Below are 20,626 nucleotides of genomic sequence, written 5' to 3'. Positions count from 1 at the left end.
TAATTCCCAATGGCTTTAATCGCTCGAGCTCGCAAAAAGCGCAAGCCGGTCGCCGAGATGAACGTAGTGCCCTACATCGACGTGATGCTGGTGCTGCTGGTGATCTTCATGGTGACCGCGCCGATGCTCAACCAGGGCGTGAAGGTTGATCTGCCCAAGGTTTCCAGTGAAGCCTTGCCGCAAGACAACAACACCCAGGTCCTGACCATTTCGATCAAGTCTGACAAGACCTATTACTGGAACCTTGGCAGCGAAGTCGACACCCAGAAGCAGCAGGACAAGGCTCTGACCCTGCCGGCGATGACCGATGCGGTGACCAAGATCATTCGCTCCGGTAACGAAGGCGGCAAGCACACCCAGGTGTTCATCCGCGGCGACAAGTCGGTCGACTACGGTTCCGTCATGGGCGCCATGGGCGGGCTGCAGAAGGCCGGCGTCGGTAACGTTGGCTTGATTACCGAGGCGCCCTGATGCACCAACAGCGAGAGCCGTCCGCCTCGGAAAGCTTCTTCTGGCCTAGCGTCTGGGCGATTGCCCTGCACGTCCTGGTCTTTGGCATGCTGTTCGTCAGCTTTGCCATGACCCCGGACCTGCCGCCAGCCAAGCCGATCGTGCAGGCGACCCTGTATCAGCTGAAATCGAAAAGCCAGGCCACCACCCAGACCAATCAGAAGATTGCGGGTGAGGCCCAGAAGTCGGCCGCGCGCCAGACTGAAGTCGAACAGATGGAACAGAAGAAGGTCGAGCAGGAAGCGGTGAAGGCTGCTGCGGAACAAAAGAAAGAAGAGGCTGCTCAAAAGGCCGAGGAATCGAAAAAGGCTGACGAAGCCAAGAAGGCCGACGAGGCGAAAAAGGCTGATGAAGCCAAGAAAGCCGAGAAAGCTGCCGAAGCTAAAAAAGCTGAAGAGAAACAATTGGCTGATATAGCCAAGAAGAAGTCTGAAGAAGAAGCCAAAAAGGCTGCCGAAGAAGAGGCCAAGAAAAAGGCCGCTGAAGACGCCAAGAAGAAAATAGTCGAAGACGCGAAAAAGAAAGCCGCCGAAGACGCCAAGAAAAAAGCTGAAGCAGACGAGGCGAAGAAGAAAATCGCCGACGACGCGAAGAAGAAAGCTGCCGCCGATGCCACCAAGAAAAAGGCCCAGGAAGCAGCGCGTAAATCCGCCGAAGAGAAAAAGGCCCAGGCCTTGGCAGACTTGCTCTCCGACACGCCGCAGCGTCAGCAAGCCTTGGCCGATGAGCGTGGCGATGAAGTCGCGGGCAGTTTCGACGACCTGATTCGGGCGCGGGCAGCAGAAGGCTGGACACGTCCACCTTCGGCACGCAAAGGCATGACAGTAGTGCTGCAGATCGGCATGTTGCCGGACGGTACGGTGACTTCGGTCAGCGTGGCCAAGTCCAGTGGTGACGGTTCGTTCGACAGTTCGGCGGTTGCCGCGGTCAAGAATATTGGCCGGTTGACCGAGATGCAGGGAATGAAACCAAGCGACTTCGCTCCCTATCGTTCATTCAAGATGACATTCACACCTGAGGATCTAGCCTTGTGAGAAACCTTCTTCGAGGAATGCTTGTCGTTATTTGCTGTATGGCAGGGATAGCGGCGGCGGATGAAAAGAACATCCTGGTCACCAGCGGCAGCGATCGGGCCACCCCGATCGCGGTAGTACCGTTTGGCTGGCAGGGCGGTAGCGTGCTGCCGGACGACATGGCTCAGATCGTCAGTGACGACCTGCGCAATTCCGGTTACTACGCACCGATTCCGAAAGGCAACATGATCAGCCAGCCGACCCAGGCCAGCGAAGTCATCTTCCGTGATTGGAAAGCGGTGGGCGCGCAGTACCTGATGGTCGGCAGCATCACGCCGGCCGGCGGTCGCCTGCAGATCCAGTACACCTTGTTCAACGTGGCCACCGAGCAGCAGGTCTTGACCGGCAGCGTATCGGGTACCGCCGAACAACTGCGCGACATGGCCCACTACATCTCGGACCAGTCGTTTGAAAAACTCACCGGCATCAAGGGTGCGTTCTCGACGCGTCTGCTTTATGTAACGGCCGAGCGTTTCTCCGTAGACAACACTCGCTACACCCTGCAGCGTTCGGACTACGACGGTGCGCGCGCTGTTACCTTGCTGCAATCGCGTGAACCAATCCTGTCGCCGCGCTTCGCGCCGGACGGCAAGCGTATTGCCTACGTGTCTTTCGAACAGAAGCGTCCGCGTATCTTCGTCCAGCACATCGATACTGGCCGTCGTGAGCAGATCACCAACTTCGAAGGCCTCAACGGTGCACCGGCCTGGTCGCCGGATGGTTCGCGCCTGGCATTCGTGCTGTCCAAAGACGGTAACCCGGACATCTACGTGATGAACATGGCTTCGCGCCAGATCAGCCGCGTGACCAGCGGTCCAGGCATCAACACCGAACCGTTCTGGGGTAAGGATGGTTCGACCATCTACTTCACCTCCGACCGCGGCGGCAAGCCACAAATCTACAAAACGAGCGTTGGCGGTGGGGGCGCGGAACGCGTGACCTTTATCGGTAACTACAACGCCAATCCTAAGCTTTCAGCTGATGAAAAGACGTTGGTGATGATTCACCGTCAGGATGGTTTCACTAATTTCCGGGTTGCGGCCCAGGATTTGCAGCGTGGAACGGTAAAAATCCTCACAGATACCAACCTTGATGAGTCAGCCACTGTTGCGCCCAACGGCACCATGGTAATCTACGCCACCCGCCAGCAGGGCCGGGGAGTCTTGATGCTCGTGTCCATTAATGGACGCGTAAGGCTCCCGCTTCCTACCGCACAAGGCGAAGTCAGAGAACCGTCCTGGTCCCCTTACCTGAACTGACGCGGCGCTACAAAAAGAAGTACTTAACACACTGGGGTTCATTAGGAGTTTCACGATGGAAATGCTGAAGTTTGGTAAGTTTGCTGCTCTGGCTCTGGCTCTGTCCGTAGCCGTTGGTTGCTCGTCTAAAGGCGGCGACAATGCCGGTGAAGGCGCAGCTGTTGATCCAAACGCTGGTTACGGCGCTAACACTGGTGCAGTTGACGGCTCCCTGAGCGAAGAAGCTGCTCTGCGCGCTATCACCACTTTCTACTTCGAATACGACAGTTCGGACCTGAAACCAGAAGCCATGCGCGCTCTGGACGTTCACGCGAAGGACCTGAAAGCTAACGGCGCTCGCGTTGTTCTGGAAGGTAACACTGACGAACGTGGTACTCGTGAGTACAACATGGCACTGGGCGAGCGTCGTGCGAAAGCCGTTCAGCGCTACCTGGTACTGCAAGGTGTTGCTCCAGGCCAACTGGAACTGGTTTCCTACGGTAAAGAGCGTCCAGTTGCTACTGGCCACGACGAGCAGTCCTGGGCTCAAAACCGTCGCGTCGAACTGCGTAAGTAATTCGTCATGCGAACGTGCCGTCGTGCTCTAACTGTATTGGCTCTCAGCCTCGCTCCGCTTGCGGTGTGGGCTGCGGTTCCTGTGGAAGATAGCAACTCTGGCTATAACAATAGCGGGAGCAGCTATCCGCCAGCGGGTTATGGCACGAACGGCGCCTATGCTGGGGGGGCGGCTACGTCCGCTCCCTCGGCACAGGGCGAACTGTTCAACCAGCTGCAACGCATGCAGGATCAATTGGCGCAGCAACAAGGCACCATTGAAGTTCTGCAAAATGAGGTGCGTCAGCTGAAGCAAGAAGGCCTGGAGCGTTACCAGGATCTTGATCGACGTATAGGAGCCGGTGTTACACCTGCCGCTACTCCTGATAATTCTTCTGCCGGTGGCGCGCCCAGCGCGGCTATCGGTGGTGCTGCAGCAGGGGCCGCAGCTGCGAGCCAAGCCCCTGCCGTCGGCAGTGAACCGGGTGATCCGGCGAAGGAAAAGCTGTATTACGATGCAGCCTTCGACCTGATCAAGGCCAAGGATTTCGATAAGGCCAGCAAAGCCTTTACCGCTTTCCTGGGCCGCTACCCAAACAGCCAGTACGCGGGCAACGCCCAGTACTGGTTGGGCGAGGTGAACCTGGCAAAGGGTGATCTGCAGGGGGCGGGCCAGGCATTTGCCAAGGTCAGCCAGCTGTACCCCAAGCACGCCAAGGTGCCGGACTCGCTGTATAAGCTCGCTGACGTGGAGCGCCGCCTGGGTCATACCGATAAGGTCAAAGGCATTCTGCAGCAGGTCGTAGCCCAATATCCGGGTACCTCCGCTGCACAGTTGGCTCAACGGGATCTACAACGCTTGTAAGCGATGCAGCCGTTTAGAAGAAACCCGCGCCTGGCGCGGGTTTTTTCGTTAGAATCCACGCCCTTTTATGACACACGCTTCCTGGTACCTGCGCGTTGGCGGGGTTCCTTGAAGTGCCTGACGGAGGCGGACAGCCTGTTTAGCTGTTACGCCCGTGGCGACTATGCAAGACACATTACGTATTACCGAAGTTTTTTACTCGTTACAGGGTGAAACGCGAACCGCTGGGCTGCCTACTGTCTTCGTGCGCCTCACCGGTTGCCCTTTGCGTTGCCAATACTGTGACAGCGCCTACGCCTTCAGTGGCGGTACCCTGCGCACCCTCGACGACATCCTGGAGCAGGTTGCCGGCTTCAAGCCTCGCTATGTCTGCGTGACCGGTGGCGAGCCCCTGGCCCAGCCCAATGCCATCCCATTGCTTAAGCAATTGTGTGATGCCGGTTATGAAGTGTCCCTGGAAACCAGCGGTGCCTTGGACATCTCCGCAGTCGACTCACGCGTCAGTCGCGTGGTCGACCTCAAGACCCCAGGTTCCAAGGAAGCTCATCGCAACCGCTACGAGAACATCGAGCTGCTGACGCCCAACGATCAGGTCAAGTTCGTCATCTGTTCCCGTGAGGACTACGACTGGGCCAACTCCAAGTTGATCCAATACGGTCTCGACCGTCGAGCCGGCGAAGTGCTGTTTTCCCCAAGCCACCACGACCTGAACGCGCGCGACCTGGCGGACTGGGTGGTGGCGGACAACCTGCCGGTACGCTTGCAATTGCAGTTGCACAAGTACCTGTGGAACGACGAGCCGGGTCGCTGAGAGGTCGCACAAACGACCGCAATTGCGGCCCCAACGCGTTATTTCAGATTTTTTAAAATAAGGTGTTGAATAATCCTTAGAAATCAGTATTATACGCGCCACCACACAGCGGGTCGTTAGCTCAGTTGGTAGAGCAGTTGGCTTTTAACCAATTGGTCGTAGGTTCGAATCCCACACGACCCACCATTTTTGGCGGTTTAGAAAATCCGGAAGGCCCACGCAAGTGAGGATTTCCGGGTTTTTTTTTGCCTGTGATTTGGGCCTGACAGGTGCGCAATGCACCCGGCAATGCCAGCATTTGGCCAAGGCACCTGTTGACTCTTTTGTTACGAGCACGCCCTATTCTGAACGCTCAACTTTCAGGATGCGGTGATGATGAGTAAGGCGCGGAGCGTAAACCCTCCAGCGAGGGAAGAGTCAATGTGCTATTACCGTTTTTATCGCTTGCCCTGTGTCGGGCTGGTTGGGTTTAATCAAGGCTGTTCAACTCAAGACAGGGATCGTCATGACTACGCTTTCGCCTATCAGCTCCGTCAATACACTGGGTATTCGGCCCACCGAACCTTCGGTCAGCCTTGCGCAGAGCACCTCTACCGCCGTTGCACGACCCTCTTCGGTCGTCAGTCTGGGCAATGTGATGTCTGATACGCTTGCCGATACCTACTCGCGTCGCGGCCAATTGCGCGGCCAGGAGGTCGTGCGAGCGTGGGAGAGCGACAGCCAGGACGCCCTCAGCAAGGCGATCAATACCAATTTCAATTCATTGTCGACAGCCAATCGCTTCAATGGCCTGGGCGCCGGCCTTGTGGAGCTGTTCGCCAAGAACGGTACGAACATTTCTCAGTCTGTGCTCTACGCGAGCGCCGACCGCGCGCAAAATGCTGGTGAGATCAAAGTCGACCAGACGCTGCTGCGCAACAGCGCCGACAACCTGGTCAGCCTCAGTATCAAGACCGCCAGCGGCAAGACCGTCACCTTCAGCCTGGCCAGCCAGAGCGACGGCCTGGGCGTGCAGGCAACCGTGGAAGGGGGCAGCCTGACCGACGACGAACTCAAGGCCGTCGGCAAACTGGGCAGCGCCTTCCAATCAGCGATCGATGGCCTTACCGCAACGCCGCCTAAACTTGATCTGGGTAACCTGACCAAGTTTGACCCCAAGGTACTGGCCTCGGTTGACCTCAACGCTAAAGTGAAAACGCTGGACGGTCAGAACCAGACTCTGGCCTTCCACGCCGACGCTCAGCGCCGCACCACGCGCATGAGTGGTCCGGACGGCGAAGTGAACCTGGCGGTAGACCTGAAAAACGCTGCGATCCTGGGTAACGCCCAGCAGCAGGCCAAGGCGCTGAAAAGCTACCTGGCCCAGTTTGACCGGGCGCAGGAGCGTGGCAATGCCAAGGCGGACCTGATGACGATGTTCAAGGACGCGTTCAGTGCCATGAACAGCAACTACCCGCAAGGTGTCAGCCTTCCTGAGGCGCTGACCCGCAACCCGACGGACCAAGGCTTGCTGACCGGCCTGGCGGACTTCAAGGCCTCCATCAAGCAAACCAGCGAATCCTCCAACCCGATGCGCCCCTCTGAAATCGACAGTTTTGCCTACAACGTGTCGCAGAAGACCCGTGTCAGCGGCAGCAGCGCATTGGACCGCAGCGTGACTCAGGACCAGCAGTCGAGGCTTTCGGCCAGTTATCACAAGGGCCTTGATGGCAGTAAAACCCCGGGACTGACTCGCGATGAAAACTCGCAAAACTACCTCTATGTGCAGGTTGAGGACAACGCGAGCAGTTCGGCCAACCTCGCCTATAAGGATGGCCTGCTGACCAACGCCTATGTTTCGCAAGAGGCCAGCCAGTCCACCCGCACGCAGAAATACGTGCTGGGCAAGTTAGTCGACGAGACCTTTGTGCCCAAGCAAGCCTCGGTCCAGCGCGACTATTTGGTGCTGCTGGAGTACGCGGCGACGCAAAGCAAGAAGTCCAAGGACGCGCTGCAAGAGTCGACCTTGAAGGACGCCCTGGCGAACATGCATGAATCGGTGATGTTGCAGGAAGATCCCTCTGCACTGACACGCTGACGGCCGTCGTAAAAACGGGAAACCCCAATGGCGGGGTTTCCCGTTTTTTTTGCCCGCCAGACGCACTCGCGAAAGTCAGATTAGGCTTTTGAATCCATTCGATATTCTGTAGCCTTGCGCAGCTTCACCTTTACCCGTGCTTGATGAACACAATCACTTCGTCCGGCGGCGCCCGAAGGGCTCCAGAGCCGGTGGTACACTCGACTTTCGCGCAACTGCGCCTGCAGGTCTTGCGAACATGACGCACATTTCCGAACGCCTACTGGTTCAAGCCCACCTCGACGCCAAGCAGCCCAAGGCCCTCAGCGCCGAGGAAGAGGCGAGCCTGCGTGCCGCCATCGCCGCCGAGCTCAAGGCTCAGGACGCGGTGCTGGTTGCCCATTTCTACTGCGATCCGGTGATCCAGGCCCTGGCCGAAGAAACCGGTGGCTGTGTCTCCGACTCCCTGGAAATGGCCCGCTTCGGCGCAGCCCATCCGGCCAAGACCGTATTGGTCGCCGGTGTACGTTTCATGGGCGAGACCGCCAAAATCCTCACCCCCGAAAAACGCATCCTCATGCCGACCCTGGAAGCCACCTGCTCCCTGGACCTGGGTTGTCCGGTGGATGAGTTTTCAGCGTTCTGCGACCAGCATCCCGAGCGCACCGTGGTGGTGTATGCCAACACCTCGGCGGCGGTCAAGGCCCGGGCCGATTGGGTGGTGACCTCCAGCTGCGCGCTGGAAATCGTCGAAAGCCTGATGGACAACGGCGAGACCATCATCTGGGGCCCGGACAAGCACCTGGGTACCTACATCCAGCGCCAGACTGGTGCCGACATGTTGCTGTGGGACGGTGCGTGCATCGTCCACGAGGAGTTCAAGTCCAAGCAGTTGGAGGACATGAAGGCGCTGTACCCGGACGCAGCGATCCTGGTGCACCCGGAATCGCCGACCTCGGTGATCGAGCTGGCCGACGCGGTGGGCTCCACCAGCCAGTTGATTGCGGCGGCACAGCGTCTGCCGAACAAGACCTTCATCGTGGCAACCGATCGCGGCATCTTCTACAAGATGCAGCAGCTGTGCCCGGACAAGGTCTTCGTCGAAGCGCCCACAGCCGGCAACGGCGCCGCGTGCCGCAGTTGCGCACACTGCCCGTGGATGGCGATGAATACGCTGGAGCGCACGCTGCAGTGCCTGCGTGAAGGCAGTAACGAGATATTCGTCGAGCCTTCGGTGATTCCTCACGCCGTGCGACCGCTCAAGCGCATGCTGGATTTCACCCAGGCTGCGCGCCTGAGGCTGGCCGGTAACGCTTGAACGGAGGCGAACTCGGTTAAAAATGTGGGAGGGGATAAGCCCCCTCCCACATTTTGATCTCGTTCAGGCAGTGGGTTATTTCTTTTGCTTCGGAATCCGCACCAACTGCGTGTCCGAATAGATGTCATGCCAGCTGCGTTTCTGCTTGTCGAACAACGACCAGACAAACCCCAGCCCCACGCACAACCACGATGCAATCGACACCACAAAGCGCAACAGCGCCTGCCACAGGCTGATTCGCGAGCCGTCGGCGTTTTGCACGCGTACGCCCCAGACCTGCATGCCCAGGGTTTGCCCGGAATGGGTCCAGAACTTGGCAAAGAAACCAAACAGCACAAAGAACAGAATCGTCGACAGCAGCGGGTCACCGTCCAGCGCGCCGGATTCGGTGAGGGTGCGCATCTTGGCTTCGCCTACGAACGCGATCCACACCAGCTTGTAGATAAACGCGGTGACGATCAGCAGGGCAGTGCACAACAGGAAGTCATAGAACATCGCTGCCAGGCGACGGCCCAGGCCAACGGCGGGGAACTCGCCTTGGGGACTCAGCAAGGGTTTGGGCATGGCAGGGCTCTCTGAGGAAAAAATCCATTTTACGGAATAGCGCCCATAAAAAAGCCCCTGATGTCATCTCAGGGGCTTTTTGTTGCAGAAAGGATCAGGCTTCTGCTTGTACTTCGTCAGCCTGCATGCCTTTCTGGCCTTGCACCGCAACGAAGGTGACCTTCTGGCCTTCCTTCAGGCTTTTGAAGCCGTTGCCTTGAATAGCGCGGAAATGCACGAACAGATCCGGACCGCTTTCTGGAGTGATAAAACCAAACCCTTTCTCGTCGTTAAACCACTTGACGGTACCGCTCTGACGATCAGCCATTTTCTTATTTCCTTGACGCTAAAAATTAATGACAGCCCCTTTCGCATGAAAGAGTACTGGGCTGGGTTGCAGGAAAGTAAGAGACGTCGAACGGGTTGTAGCACAACTACTTCAGCTACTGCCCAGGTCCAGGTTCCAAGCGACCCATGCAAACACAGTGGGCAAACTCTACGCCAACTAATGGAGAAAAAACAAGCCCTGCCAAAAGCCCAGCGTTTACTCGGCCACAGGGCACTTCGCTGAATAATGGGAGGCTTGCTTATTCGATAGAATGGGTCACTTGTTATAGGTTAATTCCTATAATAATGCCTATCGTTGCTGCACTATTTTATGGCGGTTGCGTTACAGATTAGTGCACGTTAATGCAACCGCGTTACTTATAGGAACAGTCAATCAGCCACGATAGTAACGTTGCGGCACAAATGGCATTTTGCTTACACGAAGTGGCACTTTTTTCCCACGCACCAACGCAGAGACCTCGGTGTCCAGTGCGATGAATGCACTGTCCAGATAACCCATGGCCAGTGGGCCACCCAGGCTCGGGCCAAAGCCACCGCTGCACACGCTGCCGATCACGGTGCCGTGTTCATCGACTATCTCTGCGCCTTCACGTACAGGCGTGCGCTCCTGGGGCAGCAGACCCACGCGCTTGCGGCTCACACCGGTTTGCTGCTGGGTGAAGATGCGGTCGGCACCCGGGAAGCCACCGGCGCGCGCACCGTCGGTGCGACGGGCCTTGGAGATCGCCCACAACAGGCTGGCTTCGATCGGGGTGGTCTCGGTGTTCATGTCGTGGCCGTACAGGCAAAGGCCGGCTTCCAGGCGCAGCGAGTCACGGGCGCCCAGGCCGATGGCCTGCACTTCGTCCTCGGCCAGCAGGCTGCGCGCCAGGCTTTCGGCGTTGGCGGCGGGCACGGAGATTTCAAAGCCGTCTTCACCGGTGTAGCCGGAGCGGCTGACGTAGCAGTCCACGCCCAGCAGGCGCAGTGAGGCGAACTGCATGAAAGTCATCCGGGTGACTTCCGGTGCCAGGCGCGCCAGCACCTTAACCGCGGCCGGGCCTTGCAGGGCGAGCAGGGCGCGCTCTTCGAACAGCGGCTCGATGCTGCACTGGTCGCCGAGATGCTGGCGCAGGTGCGCCAGGTCCTGGTCCTTGCAGGCGGCGTTGACCACCAGGAACAGTTCGTCGTTACCCAGGTTCGCCACCATCAGGTCGTCGAGGATGCCGCCCTGGTCATTGGTGAACATGGCGTAGCGCTGCATGCCGACCGGCAGGTCGATGATGTCGACCGGTACCAGGGTTTCCAGAGCCTTGGCGGCGTTGGCGCCGGTGAGGCGGATCTGGCCCATGTGGGACACGTCGAACAACCCGGCCTGTTCACGGGTGTGCAGGTGTTCCTTCATCACGCCCAGTGGGTATTGCACCGGCATGTCGTAGCCGGCGAAGGGCACCATGCGTGCACCCAACTCGAGGTGCAGGGCGTGCAATGGGGTTTTCAACAGGGTTTCGGTGGACATATTCAGCTCCTGAAAAACGTGCTGGCGCGCCTTTAGGCGTCAGCACTCGATAATGTTGACCGCCAAACCGCCACGGGCGGTTTCCTTGTATTTGCTTTTCATGTCGGCGCCGGTCTGGCGCATGGTGCGGATAACCTTGTCCAGCGAGACGAAGTGTTGCCCATCGCCACGCAAGGCCATGCGCACCGCATTGATGGCCTTCACCGAGCCCATGGCATTGCGCTCGATGCAGGGCACCTGCACCAGCCCGCCAATCGGGTCACAGGTCAGGCCGAGGTTGTGTTCCATGCCGATCTCGGCGGCGTTTTCCACCTGGGAAACCGTACCGCCCAATACTTCGCACAACGCGCCAGCGGCCATGGAACAGGCCACGCCGACTTCACCCTGGCAACCAACTTCGGCCCCGGAGATCGAGGCGTTTTCTTTGTAGAGAATGCCGATGGCGGCGGCGGTGAGCAGAAAACGCACCACGCCGTCTTCGTTCGCGCCGGGGATAAAGCGCATGTAGTAATGCAGCACCGCCGGCACAATCCCGGCCGCGCCGTTGGTGGGCGCCGTGACCACGCGCCCGCCGTTGGCGTTTTCTTCGTTCACGGCCAGGGCGTACAGGTTGACCCAATCGAGTACCGACAGCGGGTCGCGCAGGGCCGACTCCGGGTTCTTGCACAACTGGCGATGCAAGGCGGCAGCGCGACGCTTGACCTTCAAGCCGCCGGGCAAGATGCCTTCGTTGCGACAGCCGGCTGCCACGCAGTCCTGCATCACTTGCCAGATCTTCAGCAGGCCGGCGCGGGTTTCCGCTTCCGGGCGCCAGGCACTTTCATTGGTCAGCATCACTTGGCTGATGGACAGCCCATAGGTAGTGCAATGGCCAAGCAAGTCCTTGGCATGCTTGAACGGGAACGTCAGTGGAGTGGCATCTTCGACGATCCGGTCGGCGCCGGCAGCGTCTTCATCCACCACAAAACCGCCGCCCACCGAGTAGTACTCGCGGCTGCGGATCTGGATACCCGCCGCATCAAAGGCACGAAAAATCATGCCGTTGGGATGATAGGCGAGGGGTTTGCGAATCATCGCCAGGTGTTCTTTCTCGTTGAACGCAATGCTGTGTTCGCCGAGCAGGTTCAAGCGACCGTCGCCGCGCATCTGCGCCAGGCGTGCGGCAACAGTTTCGGTGTTCACGGTGTCCGGGTGTTCGCCTTCCAGGCCCAGCAGCACGGCCTTGTCGCTGCCGTGGCCTTTACCGGTGGCGCCGAGGGAGCCATAGAGTTCCACCTTGATGCCGGTGGTGGCGCTCAGCAGGTTGTCACGCTTGAGGCCCTCGACGAACCGAGCGGCCGCACGCATGGGGCCGACGGTGTGGGAACTGGAGGGGCCGATGCCAATCTTGAACAGGTCGAACACGCTTAAAGACATGAGTTGTTCTCCGGTTTCTTGTTATGTATTGGGTGTACTCGGTCAATGTGGGAGGGGGCTTGCTCCCGATGGCAGTGTGTCAGTCAACAGAGATGTTGAATGTAAAACCGCCATCGGGAGCAAGCCCCTCCCACATTTGATTGAGTTCAGCCTCAGGTTACGCGTAGCTCTCGATTGAAGGGCATGCGCATACGAGATTGCGGTCACCAAACACATTGTCGACCCGGCCAACCGGCGGCCAGTACTTGCCTTCGATCAACGAGGCTACCGGGTACACCGCTTGTTCACGGCTGTAGGGGTGGCTCCATTCGCCCACCAGTTCCGCTGCGGTGTGCGGGGCGTTTTTCAGTGGGTTGTCGTCCTTGTCCAGGGTGCCGTTTTCCACCGCGCGGATTTCTTCGCGGATGGCGATCATCGCGTCGCAGAAGCGGTCCAGTTCTTCCTTGGATTCACTTTCGGTCGGCTCGATCATCAGCGTGCCGGCCACCGGGAACGACATGGTCGGTGCATGGAAACCAAAGTCGATCAGGCGCTTGGCCACGTCGTCCACGCTGATGCCGCTGCTGTCCTTTAGCGGGCGCAGGTCGAGGATGCATTCGTGCGCCACCAGGCCGTTGCTGCCGGTGTAGAGCACGGGGTAGTGCTCTTCGAGGCGACGGGAAATGTAGTTGGCATTCAGGATCGCCAATTGCGAAGCGCGCTTGAGGCCTGCGCCGCCCATCATGCTGATGTACATCCAGGTGATCGGCAGGATGCTCGCGCTGCCGAACGGTGCGGCACAGACCGCGCCTTCCTTGCGTTCCATGGCCGCATGGCCTGGCAGGAATGGCGTGAGGTGGGACTTGACGCCAATCGGGCCAACGCCCGGGCCGCCACCGCCGTGGGGGATGCAGAAGGTCTTGTGCAAATTCAGGTGGGACACGTCGCCGCCGAACTTGCCTGGGGCGCAGAGGCCGACCATTGCGTTCATGTTGGCGCCGTCGATGTACACCTGGCCGCCGTTGTCGTGAATGATGCCGCAGATTTCGCGGATACCTTCCTCGAACACGCCGTGGGTGGACGGGTAGGTAATCATCAGCGCGGCGAGGTGTTCGCGGTGCTCGATGGCCTTGGCGCGCAGGTCTTCGATGTCCACGTTGCCACGGGCATCGCAGGCCGTAACTACCACACGCATACCGGCCATGTTGGCAGTCGCCGGGTTGGTGCCGTGGGCCGACGACGGGATCAGGCAGATGTCGCGGCGTTCTTCACCACGGCTCTGGTGATAGGCACGGATCGCCAACAGGCCGGCGTACTCACCCTGGGAACCGGCGTTCGGCTGCAGCGAGATCGCGTCGTAACCGGTGGCCGCGCAGAGCATGGCTTCCAGGTCGGAGGTCAGTTGCAGGTAGCCGGTACTTTGCTCGGCCGGGGCGAACGGGTGCAGGGCGCCGAATTCGGCCCAGGTCACTGGGATCATTTCGCTGGCGGCGTTGAGCTTCATGGTGCACGAGCCCAGCGGGATCATGGTGCGGTCCAGGGCCAGGTCTTTGTCCGCCAGCTTGCGCAGGTAGCGCATCAGCTCGGTTTCGGAGTGATAACGGTTGAACACCGGGTGGCTGAGGATCGGCGACTCGCGCAGCAATGCGGCGGGCAGGCGGCTGTCCACCTCGGCGTTGAAGTCCGGCAGGGCTTTGCCAGCGGCGAAGATCGCCCACAGGGTTTCGATATCGGCTTGGGTGGTGGTTTCGTCCACCGACAGGCCAACCCGCTCGGCGTCCACCACACGCAGGTTGATGCGCTGGGCGCGGGCCTTGTCGTGCAGTGCGGCAGTGTCGGCACCGGTGTGCAGGGTCAGGGTGTCGAAGAAGTGTTCCTGCTCGACCTTCAGGCCCAGCGCGGTCAAGCCCTTGGCGAGGATCGCGGTCAGGTGGTGAATACGGTTGGCGATCTGGGTCAGGCCCTTGGGCCCGTGGTACACGGCATACATGCTGGCGATGTTGGCGAGCAGTACTTGGGCGGTGCAGATGTTGCTGGTGGCTTTCTCGCGGCGGATATGCTGCTCGCGGGTCTGCATGGCCAGGCGCAGGGCCGGCTTGCCGAAGCGGTCTACCGACACACCGACCAGACGCCCCGGCATGTCGCGCTTGAACGCATCCTTGGTGGAGAAGTACGCCGCGTGCGGGCCACCGAAGCCCAGCGGCACGCCGAAGCGTTGCGCGCTGCCGATGGCCACGTCGGCGCCGAACTCACCCGGAGGGGTCAGCAGGGTCAGGGCCAGCAGGTCCGCAGCCACGGCTACCAGGGCATTGGCGGCGTGGAAACGCTCGGTCAGTGCGCGGTAGTCGAACACGTCACCGTTGCTGGCCGGGTACTGCAGCAGCGCGCCGAAGAACGGGCTGACGTCGGTCAGTTCGCGCTCATCGCCCACGACCACGTCAATGCCCAGCGGCTCGGCACGGGTGCGCAGTACGTCGAGGGTTTGCGGGTGACTGTGGATAGAGGCGAAGAAGGCGTTGCTGCCCTTGTTCTTGCTCAGGCGCTTGCAGAAGGTCATGGCTTCGGCGGCGGCGGTGGCTTCATCGAGCAGCGAGGCGTTGGCGATCGGCAGGCCGGTGAGGTCGCTGATCAGGGTCTGGAAGTTCAGCAGCGCTTCCAGGCGACCCTGGGAAATTTCTGGCTGGTACGGGGTGTAGGCGGTGTACCAGGCCGGGTTTTCCAGGAGGTTGCGCAGGATCGGCGACGGCGTATGGCAGTTGTAGTAGCCCTGGCCGATGTAGGTCTTGAACAGTTGGTTCTGGCTGGCGATGGCCTTGATCTTGGCCAGGGCCTCGGCTTCGCTCAGGCCATCTTCCAGGCCGAGCACACTGGTGCCCTTGATGCTTTCCGGGATCACGCTGGCGCTCAGGGCCTCCAGGGAATCGAAGCCCAGGCTGGCGAGCATCTGCTGCTCATCTTCCTGGCGCGGGCCGATGTGGCGGGCGATGAATTCGTTGGCGGTGCTCAGGTTGATCGTCATGGCGCGCTCCTCAGGCTTCAGCGTTGGCTTTGATCAGGCGGTCGTACGCGTCCTGATCCAACAGTTTAGCTACCGCATCGGCATCGGCCGGTTTAAAGCGGAAGAACCAGCCTTCGCCCATCGGGTCTTCGTTGACCAGTTCCGGGCTGCCATCGAGCTTGTCGTTCACTTCCAGCACTTCACCGTCCAACGGCATGTACACGCCGCTGGCGGCCTTGACCGATTCTACGGTGGATGCTTCAGCGCCCTTGTCGTAGGCCTGCAACTCCGGCAGTTGCACGAAAACCACATCACCCAGCGCGTTCTGTGCGAAAGCGGTGATACCCACGGTGACGCTGCCGTCAGCTTCGGCGCGCAGCCATTCGTGATCTTCAGTGAAACGCAACTCGCTCATGGAAACTCCTCAGGGCCAGAATCGTCTGGTGGGCGGGATTGGAAATAATGGAGAGTTGCTTAGCAATATCGCGGCCAATGTCATTAACTCTTTATTAATCAATGGCTTGGTAAAAGCGGTTATAACGATAGCGCATTTGTGTGTAGCGATTTCGCTACACTCCGGCCGTCGAAAAAAAGCCTATGCGGATCAAAGCCTTGCATGGCGCGTAAAAAACAAGGTTGTAGCGATATCGTTCCACTGTAGCGCTTTCAGTACGGATGGACGTCGCTTTTGCGATTTATCTACCGTCTGGGAGGCCGGCCCGCGTTTTACCGTGCGCGCACTTCGTCATCAGGATGCGCCGCATGAGTACTTCAAACCTTATTCCCCCGGAGATTTCCCAGGCCCGGACATCTCGCGACTATTTATCCAACGTCTTCGCCCGGCGCCTGGGCCTGGCCCAAGTGGCCCGGGAAATGATCCAGGAATGGATCGGACAGTGGTTTGCCGGTTCCGGCCTGCAGGCCGCTAACAGCTGGATCGGTGTGATCCAGCCAACCTTGGCCGGCCGCCGCCACATGCCGCTTATTACCTTGAGCGACGCACTGATCAAGCGCTGCATGAAGGGTGACGCGCTGAACTACACGCCAGGCCATCATGTGCTGTTGGTGCAGTCTGCATCGCAGGTGTTTCAACCGGCGAGCGGCGCCCTCACCGTGGACGATATCGAGTGGATGCTCAACACCCTGGCGCCCGATGTGCTGGCGGGTTTTGCCGAGCGCTTGGTGCAATACTGGAACGCGAGCGTGTCGGACGGTTCGGCCGACAGCCGTTGGCACGCGGTCAGCAGCCAGTTACGTGCATGCCTGCTCACGGCGCGGCAGAACCCGCCATTGACGCCGGAGCAGGCGCGGCTGCTGCTGGGGCTGGGCGATGAGCAGGTACAGCAGCTTTGGGGGTATCGGGCGGATCGAGAGGCCTTGGGTGATGCCGATGCGCTGCATATCTATCAAGTCTATGCGGCCCAGGCCGGGGACCCGGGCGAATGGCTGCCGCTGTTGGTCTTGCAGCGTCGGGTCGCGGGGCAACAGGTCACCCTCGTCTATATCCCGGTGATGAACCTGGTGCAGCTCGAATCCCTGGACGCCTTGGGTGACCTGCTGCCGCGCTATATGAGCCACTACCGGCCAGGGGCGCCGCTGCAATGGGTACTGCGCGAGCCCGAGGGCGATGTGTTCGATGCGTTGGCCCAGGCCTTGCTCGAACGACAACTTCGCGATGTACGGCGGGTTGACTGGTCGGCACTGCCCGATATCGGCAGCTATGAACAGCTGTTTATCACGCTCACCTCGCCACTGGCCTGGTTCGACCCGGATTACCTCGAGCAGCCTCACGAAGAACAATTGCCGGTCTGGTTGCAGCGGGCCAGCAGCGCGGATCGCCTGGCTTACGGCCAGTGGCTGGAGCGCCTGGCGCGCCTGCAACGCAGCACCGGCGGTGCAATGTTCCTCGATGGCCTTGAGCCAATCGATGTGTACGCGCGCAAGGCGTTGCAACGGCAAATGCGCCTGGAGCATCCAACGCAAGCCCCCATCAACCCGGACGACTACCTCCTGACCTTCGAGCGCACCCAGGGTGGCACGGTTGGCTGGACGCAACGAACCACCCGGACGTTGACCCACTGGTCGCTGGAAAACCCCTTCGCCACCGCCTATGCCAGTGTGCACATCAGCCACCAGGCCACGCCAGGTAACGTGCCGCGCTGGGTCACGCCGGCCTATCTCAAGGGACTGATCGAGCGGGTGGACGTGGGCAAGTATTATCCGTCGTTGCTGGAGCACGCACTGATCGCCGACCCGATGCAGTCTGCACGGCGGCGCCGGTTGTTTGTCGATCAGATGGCGCTGCAACTGCCGATGCGCGCCCTTGAAAACAGCCTTCGCCAGCGCAACGGTTTCACCCGGGCAGGCGCTCGGGTGGTGCAAGCGATGCTGCGGGAAGATCCGCGTCAGCGCGTGGTCGACGATGAGGTGATTGTCGCCCGGCCCCTGGCGTTCCTGGCCCATGCAGGCGGGCTGGCCCATCAAGCGCACAACCTGTTTGTCATCGGTCCCCGCGACAACAGCACGTTGCCGCATATTCTCTATCGGCCGGATCAAACCGACGCGGTGCTGCAACAGTTCCCCAGCCGCCAGGCGTTGCTCGACGAGATCGCAACGGTGGGCGGCGATCTTCAACGCGTGGTGCTGCAGCGTTTACCGGAGAACAGCCGCGCTCTGTTTGCCAACGGCGGTTTTCTTCGTCCTCATGTCCAGCGTGTGCTGCAGGGCGATGAGTTCGACGTGCTGCCCGCATCGAGCCCGGCGTTGTTGAGTGACGAACCGGTGCATGGCGAGTTCCTTGAGAGCGTCTTCGATGAAAACGCCAGAGACCTGTGGCAGCGCGCCGTCAAACAGTCGGTTTCCAACGAGGCGCTGCGTTGGACCCTGTTCAAGAATGATCTGTGGCAAGTGTTCAATGCGCTTTTGCCGATGGTCAGGGGGCCGGTGGCGGTGGCGGGCTGGTTGTCCCAAACCTTCAGGACGTTCCGCACGGTGCTGGCGCTGCCGGTCGAGACCAGCCGCGAAGATTCCGCCAATGCCTTCGCCGAGTTGATCGGCAGCGTGGCCGGCCTGCTGATGAGCCCTGTGGTCACGCTGGATCAACGATTACGCCTGAATCCTGGCAGTGCCCAGGCCCGTGACGCGATCCCGGTCAGCCACACGCGCCACTCGGCGTCGACGTTTGCCTGGCAGCGTTCATTCGCCGACGTCACGGCAATGGATTTTTCCTGGGCCAACTCAAGGTCCAGGCTTACGACCCAGCAGCGTGCCCAGCTCGAGACGTTCCAATGGTCACCCAGGCAGGGCGAGCGCTGGCCCGACTCGCCGACGCTGGCCTCGGCGGCGAGCCCGGTGCGCGGTAGTCTGCTGGTACAGGGCGACAGTGGCGCGGCCCGTCAGGAGCCTTACACGTTGATAGACAGCAAAGTGTATGGCCTGAGCGCGGTCAAGGATGGCTGGCGGGTCGTCGATCTGCGGCAACCCCAGCGTCTCGGTCCGTGGCTGGGCAAGGATGCCCATGGGGTCTGGAAAGTCGACCTGGGCCTGCGCCTGGTTGGCGGGCAGCCAAAGAGCACGGTGGCCCAGCGGCGTGCCCACATCGAGCAGCAAAAGCTTGAGCTTGAGCGCGAGTACAGCGCGGCAAGCAACGAATTGCAGAGCCTCGAGCGTGTCGTGACCGCGGCCGAAGACCTGTGTGAGAAGGCGCACCTGACCTCCGAGGCAGCCTTCACCGAGCAGCACCGGCGCGATGCCAGGGCGCGCTACCTGCGCGAATTGGAAAAAAAGACCGATGCGCAACAGAAAAAACTCAATGTGCTTATGCGCAGAAACGCCAACAAACCCCTGGACGGTTTTGAACGGGAACAGTGCCTGCAGTTGGAAGATATCGTGCTGAACCTGCGCCGGCAGATGTTCGTGCTGACCTTCAGTCGCCGCGAGGAGCAGTTTTCCGAAGCGCATCTCGCGCAACTGTCGGGGCAGGACGCGACCGCGGCCCAGGCGGTTATCGGAATCTTGACCGAAGAGAGCCGCAGGATCGGCGAGTTTCACGACAAGATGGTCAACCTGAGCTTCTGGGAGCGGGTCAATTACGAGCGGTTGCTCAGCATTCCTGCCTACAAGTCATATACCGGTGAGTTGCAACCGTCCTCGTACGGGCAGCCATTGGGCTGGCGGACCGTGCAGTTGCAGGTGCTCAAGGAGCAGCTGTGGCGCCGGCGGCCCCTGCCTGAAGAGCAGGACGACTTCAGTCGGATCGACGCGGCCATGGATGAGGCGATCCAGTCGGCCCAGTCCCAGAAAACCATCGATGAGCCAGGCGTGCTGAGTGTGCAGCAGCGTATCGAGGGCACCCGGGCGGTGCTGCACGAATACGCCAAAACCCTGGCGCTCCTGGATGAATACCGTTCCGCCGCGCCGGAATTGATCCATGGGGATGTCGAGGTGCCGGTGGAAGCCACGATCCTCAGCCTGGAACAGGAGTCGAGAATCGCCCTGGCGAAGCTGCTGCGTGAGCACGAGCGCAACCCTCAGCCCTGCCGGGTACGCCCCCTTGAAGCCGATCAACGGCTGATCCGCGATTCGAAGAAGCGCTATCAATTGGGGCGGGTTCGCGCCCGCACGCCGGAATCGACCGAAGACATCGTTGATGTCATCAACCCGATTGACCAGGCCGTGGTGGTGAGCCTGCATCAGCAGCCGGGCTCGGATGCGTTCGAAGCGATCACACCGGCTGGCGCCGTGGTGCCGCGGCCGACGCGCTCCCTGGAAAACCTCAAGGCCGACGCGCGCCGCTTGTTGGCCAGAGCACCGCTGGTGCTGCAGCAGACCCGCGACGAAGCGCGCAGTGCCAAGCTGCCGGCCAGCGTCGAAGCCCGGTTGACGCGGCAGTCCGAGGGCATCAAGGCGGTTGCCGAAAAGATTCGCAAGGCGCTGCCGTCAACGCCGGATACCGCGGCCCAGGCGCTGCTCGCTGAATTGGAACAGGCCGCCAGCCACTCTCTGGAGCAGGGTCGAGCGTTGCGCATCGAGATGATCAAGCGCTTGCCGCCCGATGAGGATGGGATTGCCTGGCTCCTGGCCCGGGACCAGGTGCAGATACTGCGCATCGAGGGGCGTATTGCGCTCAAGCGGGTGGATGATTTCCTGCAGGAGTATGTGGTCAAGGACAGGCAGGGCAAGGTCCTGGCTTATGCGCACTTTCATTATTCATCGCCCACGGACCCTGATTTACCCTACAACGCCGGCCATCTGAAAAGGCCGGAGCAGCGCTTCATGAGTTTTCGCAGCCTGCTCGACAAAACCGACAACGAGGCCATCGCGATCTACTATTCGCGCATCAGCCCGCCCATGGCCGCGCAGCTGTTTTTCAGCGCTGCCGGCGTTATCAAGCATCGTGGCCGGCGTGCGTTCTGGTGA

15 protein-coding genes and 1 tRNA gene are annotated in these 20,626 nt (G+C 60.3%); 10 read left to right on the top strand and 6 right to left on the bottom strand.

Going from position 1 to position 20,626, the window contains the following annotated elements; genetic code table 11:
* The first annotated feature begins 18 nt into the window (after nt 1-18).
* From tolR to nadA, 9 genes are all read left to right on the top strand, one after another.
* On the top strand, nt 19-471 hold the full coding sequence (tolR, locus tag HCF10_RS06675; RefSeq protein WP_162276129.1) for a protein TolR: 453 nt from the start codon (nt 19-21) through the stop codon (nt 469-471).
* Complete coding sequence (tolA, locus tag HCF10_RS06670) at nt 471-1,544, top strand: cell envelope integrity protein TolA (protein ID WP_053135848.1); 1,074 nt, start codon at nt 471-473, stop codon at nt 1,542-1,544. Before tolR ends, tolA begins: the two co-directional genes overlap by 1 nt.
* Nucleotides 1,545-1,561: 17 nt before the next feature.
* The gene (gene tolB, locus HCF10_RS06665; protein ID WP_043293513.1) at nt 1,562-2,842 is read left to right on the top strand and encodes a Tol-Pal system beta propeller repeat protein TolB; all 1,281 of its coding nucleotides are present in this window, start codon (nt 1,562-1,564) and stop codon (nt 2,840-2,842) included.
* A 55-nt stretch (nt 2,843-2,897) separates the two neighbouring features.
* Complete coding sequence (gene pal, locus HCF10_RS06660; protein ID WP_003209827.1) at nt 2,898-3,398, top strand: peptidoglycan-associated lipoprotein Pal; 501 nt, start codon at nt 2,898-2,900, stop codon at nt 3,396-3,398.
* A gap of 6 nt (nt 3,399-3,404) precedes the next feature.
* Nucleotides 3,405-4,241 (top strand): tol-pal system protein YbgF, encoded by an 837-nt coding sequence (ybgF, locus tag HCF10_RS06655; RefSeq protein WP_167655106.1) that lies wholly within the window; start codon nt 3,405-3,407, stop codon nt 4,239-4,241.
* A 163-nt stretch (nt 4,242-4,404) separates the two neighbouring features.
* The gene (queE, locus tag HCF10_RS06650) at nt 4,405-5,052 is read left to right on the top strand and encodes a 7-carboxy-7-deazaguanine synthase QueE (protein ID WP_131697889.1); all 648 of its coding nucleotides are present in this window, start codon (nt 4,405-4,407) and stop codon (nt 5,050-5,052) included.
* Between the two features lie 110 nt (nt 5,053-5,162).
* A tRNA-Lys gene (locus HCF10_RS06645) sits at nt 5,163-5,238 on the top strand.
* A 451-nt stretch (nt 5,239-5,689) separates the two neighbouring features.
* Nucleotides 5,690-7,129, top strand: coding sequence for a lactate dehydrogenase (locus tag HCF10_RS06640; protein WP_167655188.1), 1,440 nt, complete (start codon nt 5,690-5,692; stop codon nt 7,127-7,129).
* Nucleotides 7,130-7,367: 238 nt separating this feature from the next.
* Nucleotides 7,368-8,426, top strand: coding sequence for a quinolinate synthase NadA (gene nadA / locus HCF10_RS06635; RefSeq protein ID WP_065925901.1), 1,059 nt, complete (start codon nt 7,368-7,370; stop codon nt 8,424-8,426).
* A 75-nt stretch (nt 8,427-8,501) separates the two neighbouring features.
* Here the strand turns inward: nadA and HCF10_RS06630 are convergent, their stop codons facing one another.
* The 6 genes from HCF10_RS06630 to gcvH all read right to left on the bottom strand — a co-directional run bounded on the left by HCF10_RS06630 (nt 8,502) and on the right by gcvH (nt 15,623).
* Nucleotides 8,502-8,990, bottom strand: a complete 489-nt coding sequence (locus HCF10_RS06630) for an RDD family protein (protein WP_131697888.1) — start codon at nt 8,988-8,990, stop codon at nt 8,502-8,504.
* Between the two features lie 94 nt (nt 8,991-9,084).
* Nucleotides 9,085-9,297: a cold-shock protein gene (locus HCF10_RS06625; RefSeq protein ID WP_002552288.1), complete on the bottom strand. Its 213-nt coding sequence runs from the start codon at nt 9,295-9,297 to the stop codon at nt 9,085-9,087.
* A gap of 393 nt (nt 9,298-9,690) precedes the next feature.
* Nucleotides 9,691-10,815: a glycine cleavage system aminomethyltransferase GcvT gene (gene gcvT / locus HCF10_RS06620; RefSeq protein WP_131697887.1), complete on the bottom strand. Its 1,125-nt coding sequence runs from the start codon at nt 10,813-10,815 to the stop codon at nt 9,691-9,693.
* A gap of 39 nt (nt 10,816-10,854) precedes the next feature.
* On the bottom strand, nt 10,855-12,231 hold the full coding sequence (locus tag HCF10_RS06615; protein ID WP_065947880.1) for an L-serine ammonia-lyase: 1,377 nt from the start codon (nt 12,229-12,231) through the stop codon (nt 10,855-10,857).
* A gap of 157 nt (nt 12,232-12,388) precedes the next feature.
* Entirely contained in the window at nt 12,389-15,229 is a 2,841-nt protein-coding gene (gene gcvP, locus HCF10_RS06610) for an aminomethyl-transferring glycine dehydrogenase (protein ID WP_167655105.1), read from the bottom strand.
* A gap of 10 nt (nt 15,230-15,239) precedes the next feature.
* Entirely contained in the window at nt 15,240-15,623 is a 384-nt protein-coding gene (gcvH, locus tag HCF10_RS06605; RefSeq protein ID WP_005790845.1) for a glycine cleavage system protein GcvH, read from the bottom strand.
* Between the two features lie 347 nt (nt 15,624-15,970).
* Between gcvH and HCF10_RS06600 the strand changes: the two genes are divergently transcribed.
* Entirely contained in the window at nt 15,971-20,626 is a 4,656-nt protein-coding gene (locus HCF10_RS06600) for a hypothetical protein (protein WP_167655104.1), read from the top strand.

This window comes from Pseudomonas sp. B14(2022) (assembly GCF_012030485.1).
GTDB lineage: Bacteria > Pseudomonadota > Gammaproteobacteria > Pseudomonadales > Pseudomonadaceae > Aquipseudomonas.
The sequence above is the reverse complement of the archived record's forward strand: the minus strand, read 5'-3'. Positions and strand labels throughout refer to the sequence as shown.

Coding starts and splice junctions, on each gene's coding strand:
- tolA (WP_053135848.1), top strand. CDS start 471: ATGCACCAACAGCGAGAGCCGTCCGCCTCGGAAAGCTTCTTCTGGCCT.
- tolB (WP_043293513.1), top strand. CDS start 1,562: ATGCTTGTCGTTATTTGCTGTATGGCAGGGATAGCGGCGGCGGATGAA.
- pal (WP_003209827.1), top strand. CDS start 2,898: ATGGAAATGCTGAAGTTTGGTAAGTTTGCTGCTCTGGCTCTGGCTCTG.
- ybgF (WP_167655106.1), top strand. CDS start 3,405: ATGCGAACGTGCCGTCGTGCTCTAACTGTATTGGCTCTCAGCCTCGCT.
- queE (WP_131697889.1), top strand. CDS start 4,405: ATGCAAGACACATTACGTATTACCGAAGTTTTTTACTCGTTACAGGGT.
- HCF10_RS06640 (WP_167655188.1), top strand. CDS start 5,690: ATGTCTGATACGCTTGCCGATACCTACTCGCGTCGCGGCCAATTGCGC.
- nadA (WP_065925901.1), top strand. CDS start 7,368: ATGACGCACATTTCCGAACGCCTACTGGTTCAAGCCCACCTCGACGCC.
- HCF10_RS06630 (WP_131697888.1), bottom strand. CDS start 8,990: ATGCCCAAACCCTTGCTGAGTCCCCAAGGCGAGTTCCCCGCCGTTGGC.
- HCF10_RS06625 (WP_002552288.1), bottom strand. CDS start 9,297: ATGGCTGATCGTCAGAGCGGTACCGTCAAGTGGTTTAACGACGAGAAA.
- gcvT (WP_131697887.1), bottom strand. CDS start 10,815: ATGTCCACCGAAACCCTGTTGAAAACCCCATTGCACGCCCTGCACCTC.
- HCF10_RS06615 (WP_065947880.1), bottom strand. CDS start 12,231: ATGTCTTTAAGCGTGTTCGACCTGTTCAAGATTGGCATCGGCCCCTCC.
- gcvP (WP_167655105.1), bottom strand. CDS start 15,229: ATGACGATCAACCTGAGCACCGCCAACGAATTCATCGCCCGCCACATC.
- gcvH (WP_005790845.1), bottom strand. CDS start 15,623: ATGAGCGAGTTGCGTTTCACTGAAGATCACGAATGGCTGCGCGCCGAA.
- HCF10_RS06600 (WP_167655104.1), top strand. CDS start 15,971: ATGAGTACTTCAAACCTTATTCCCCCGGAGATTTCCCAGGCCCGGACA.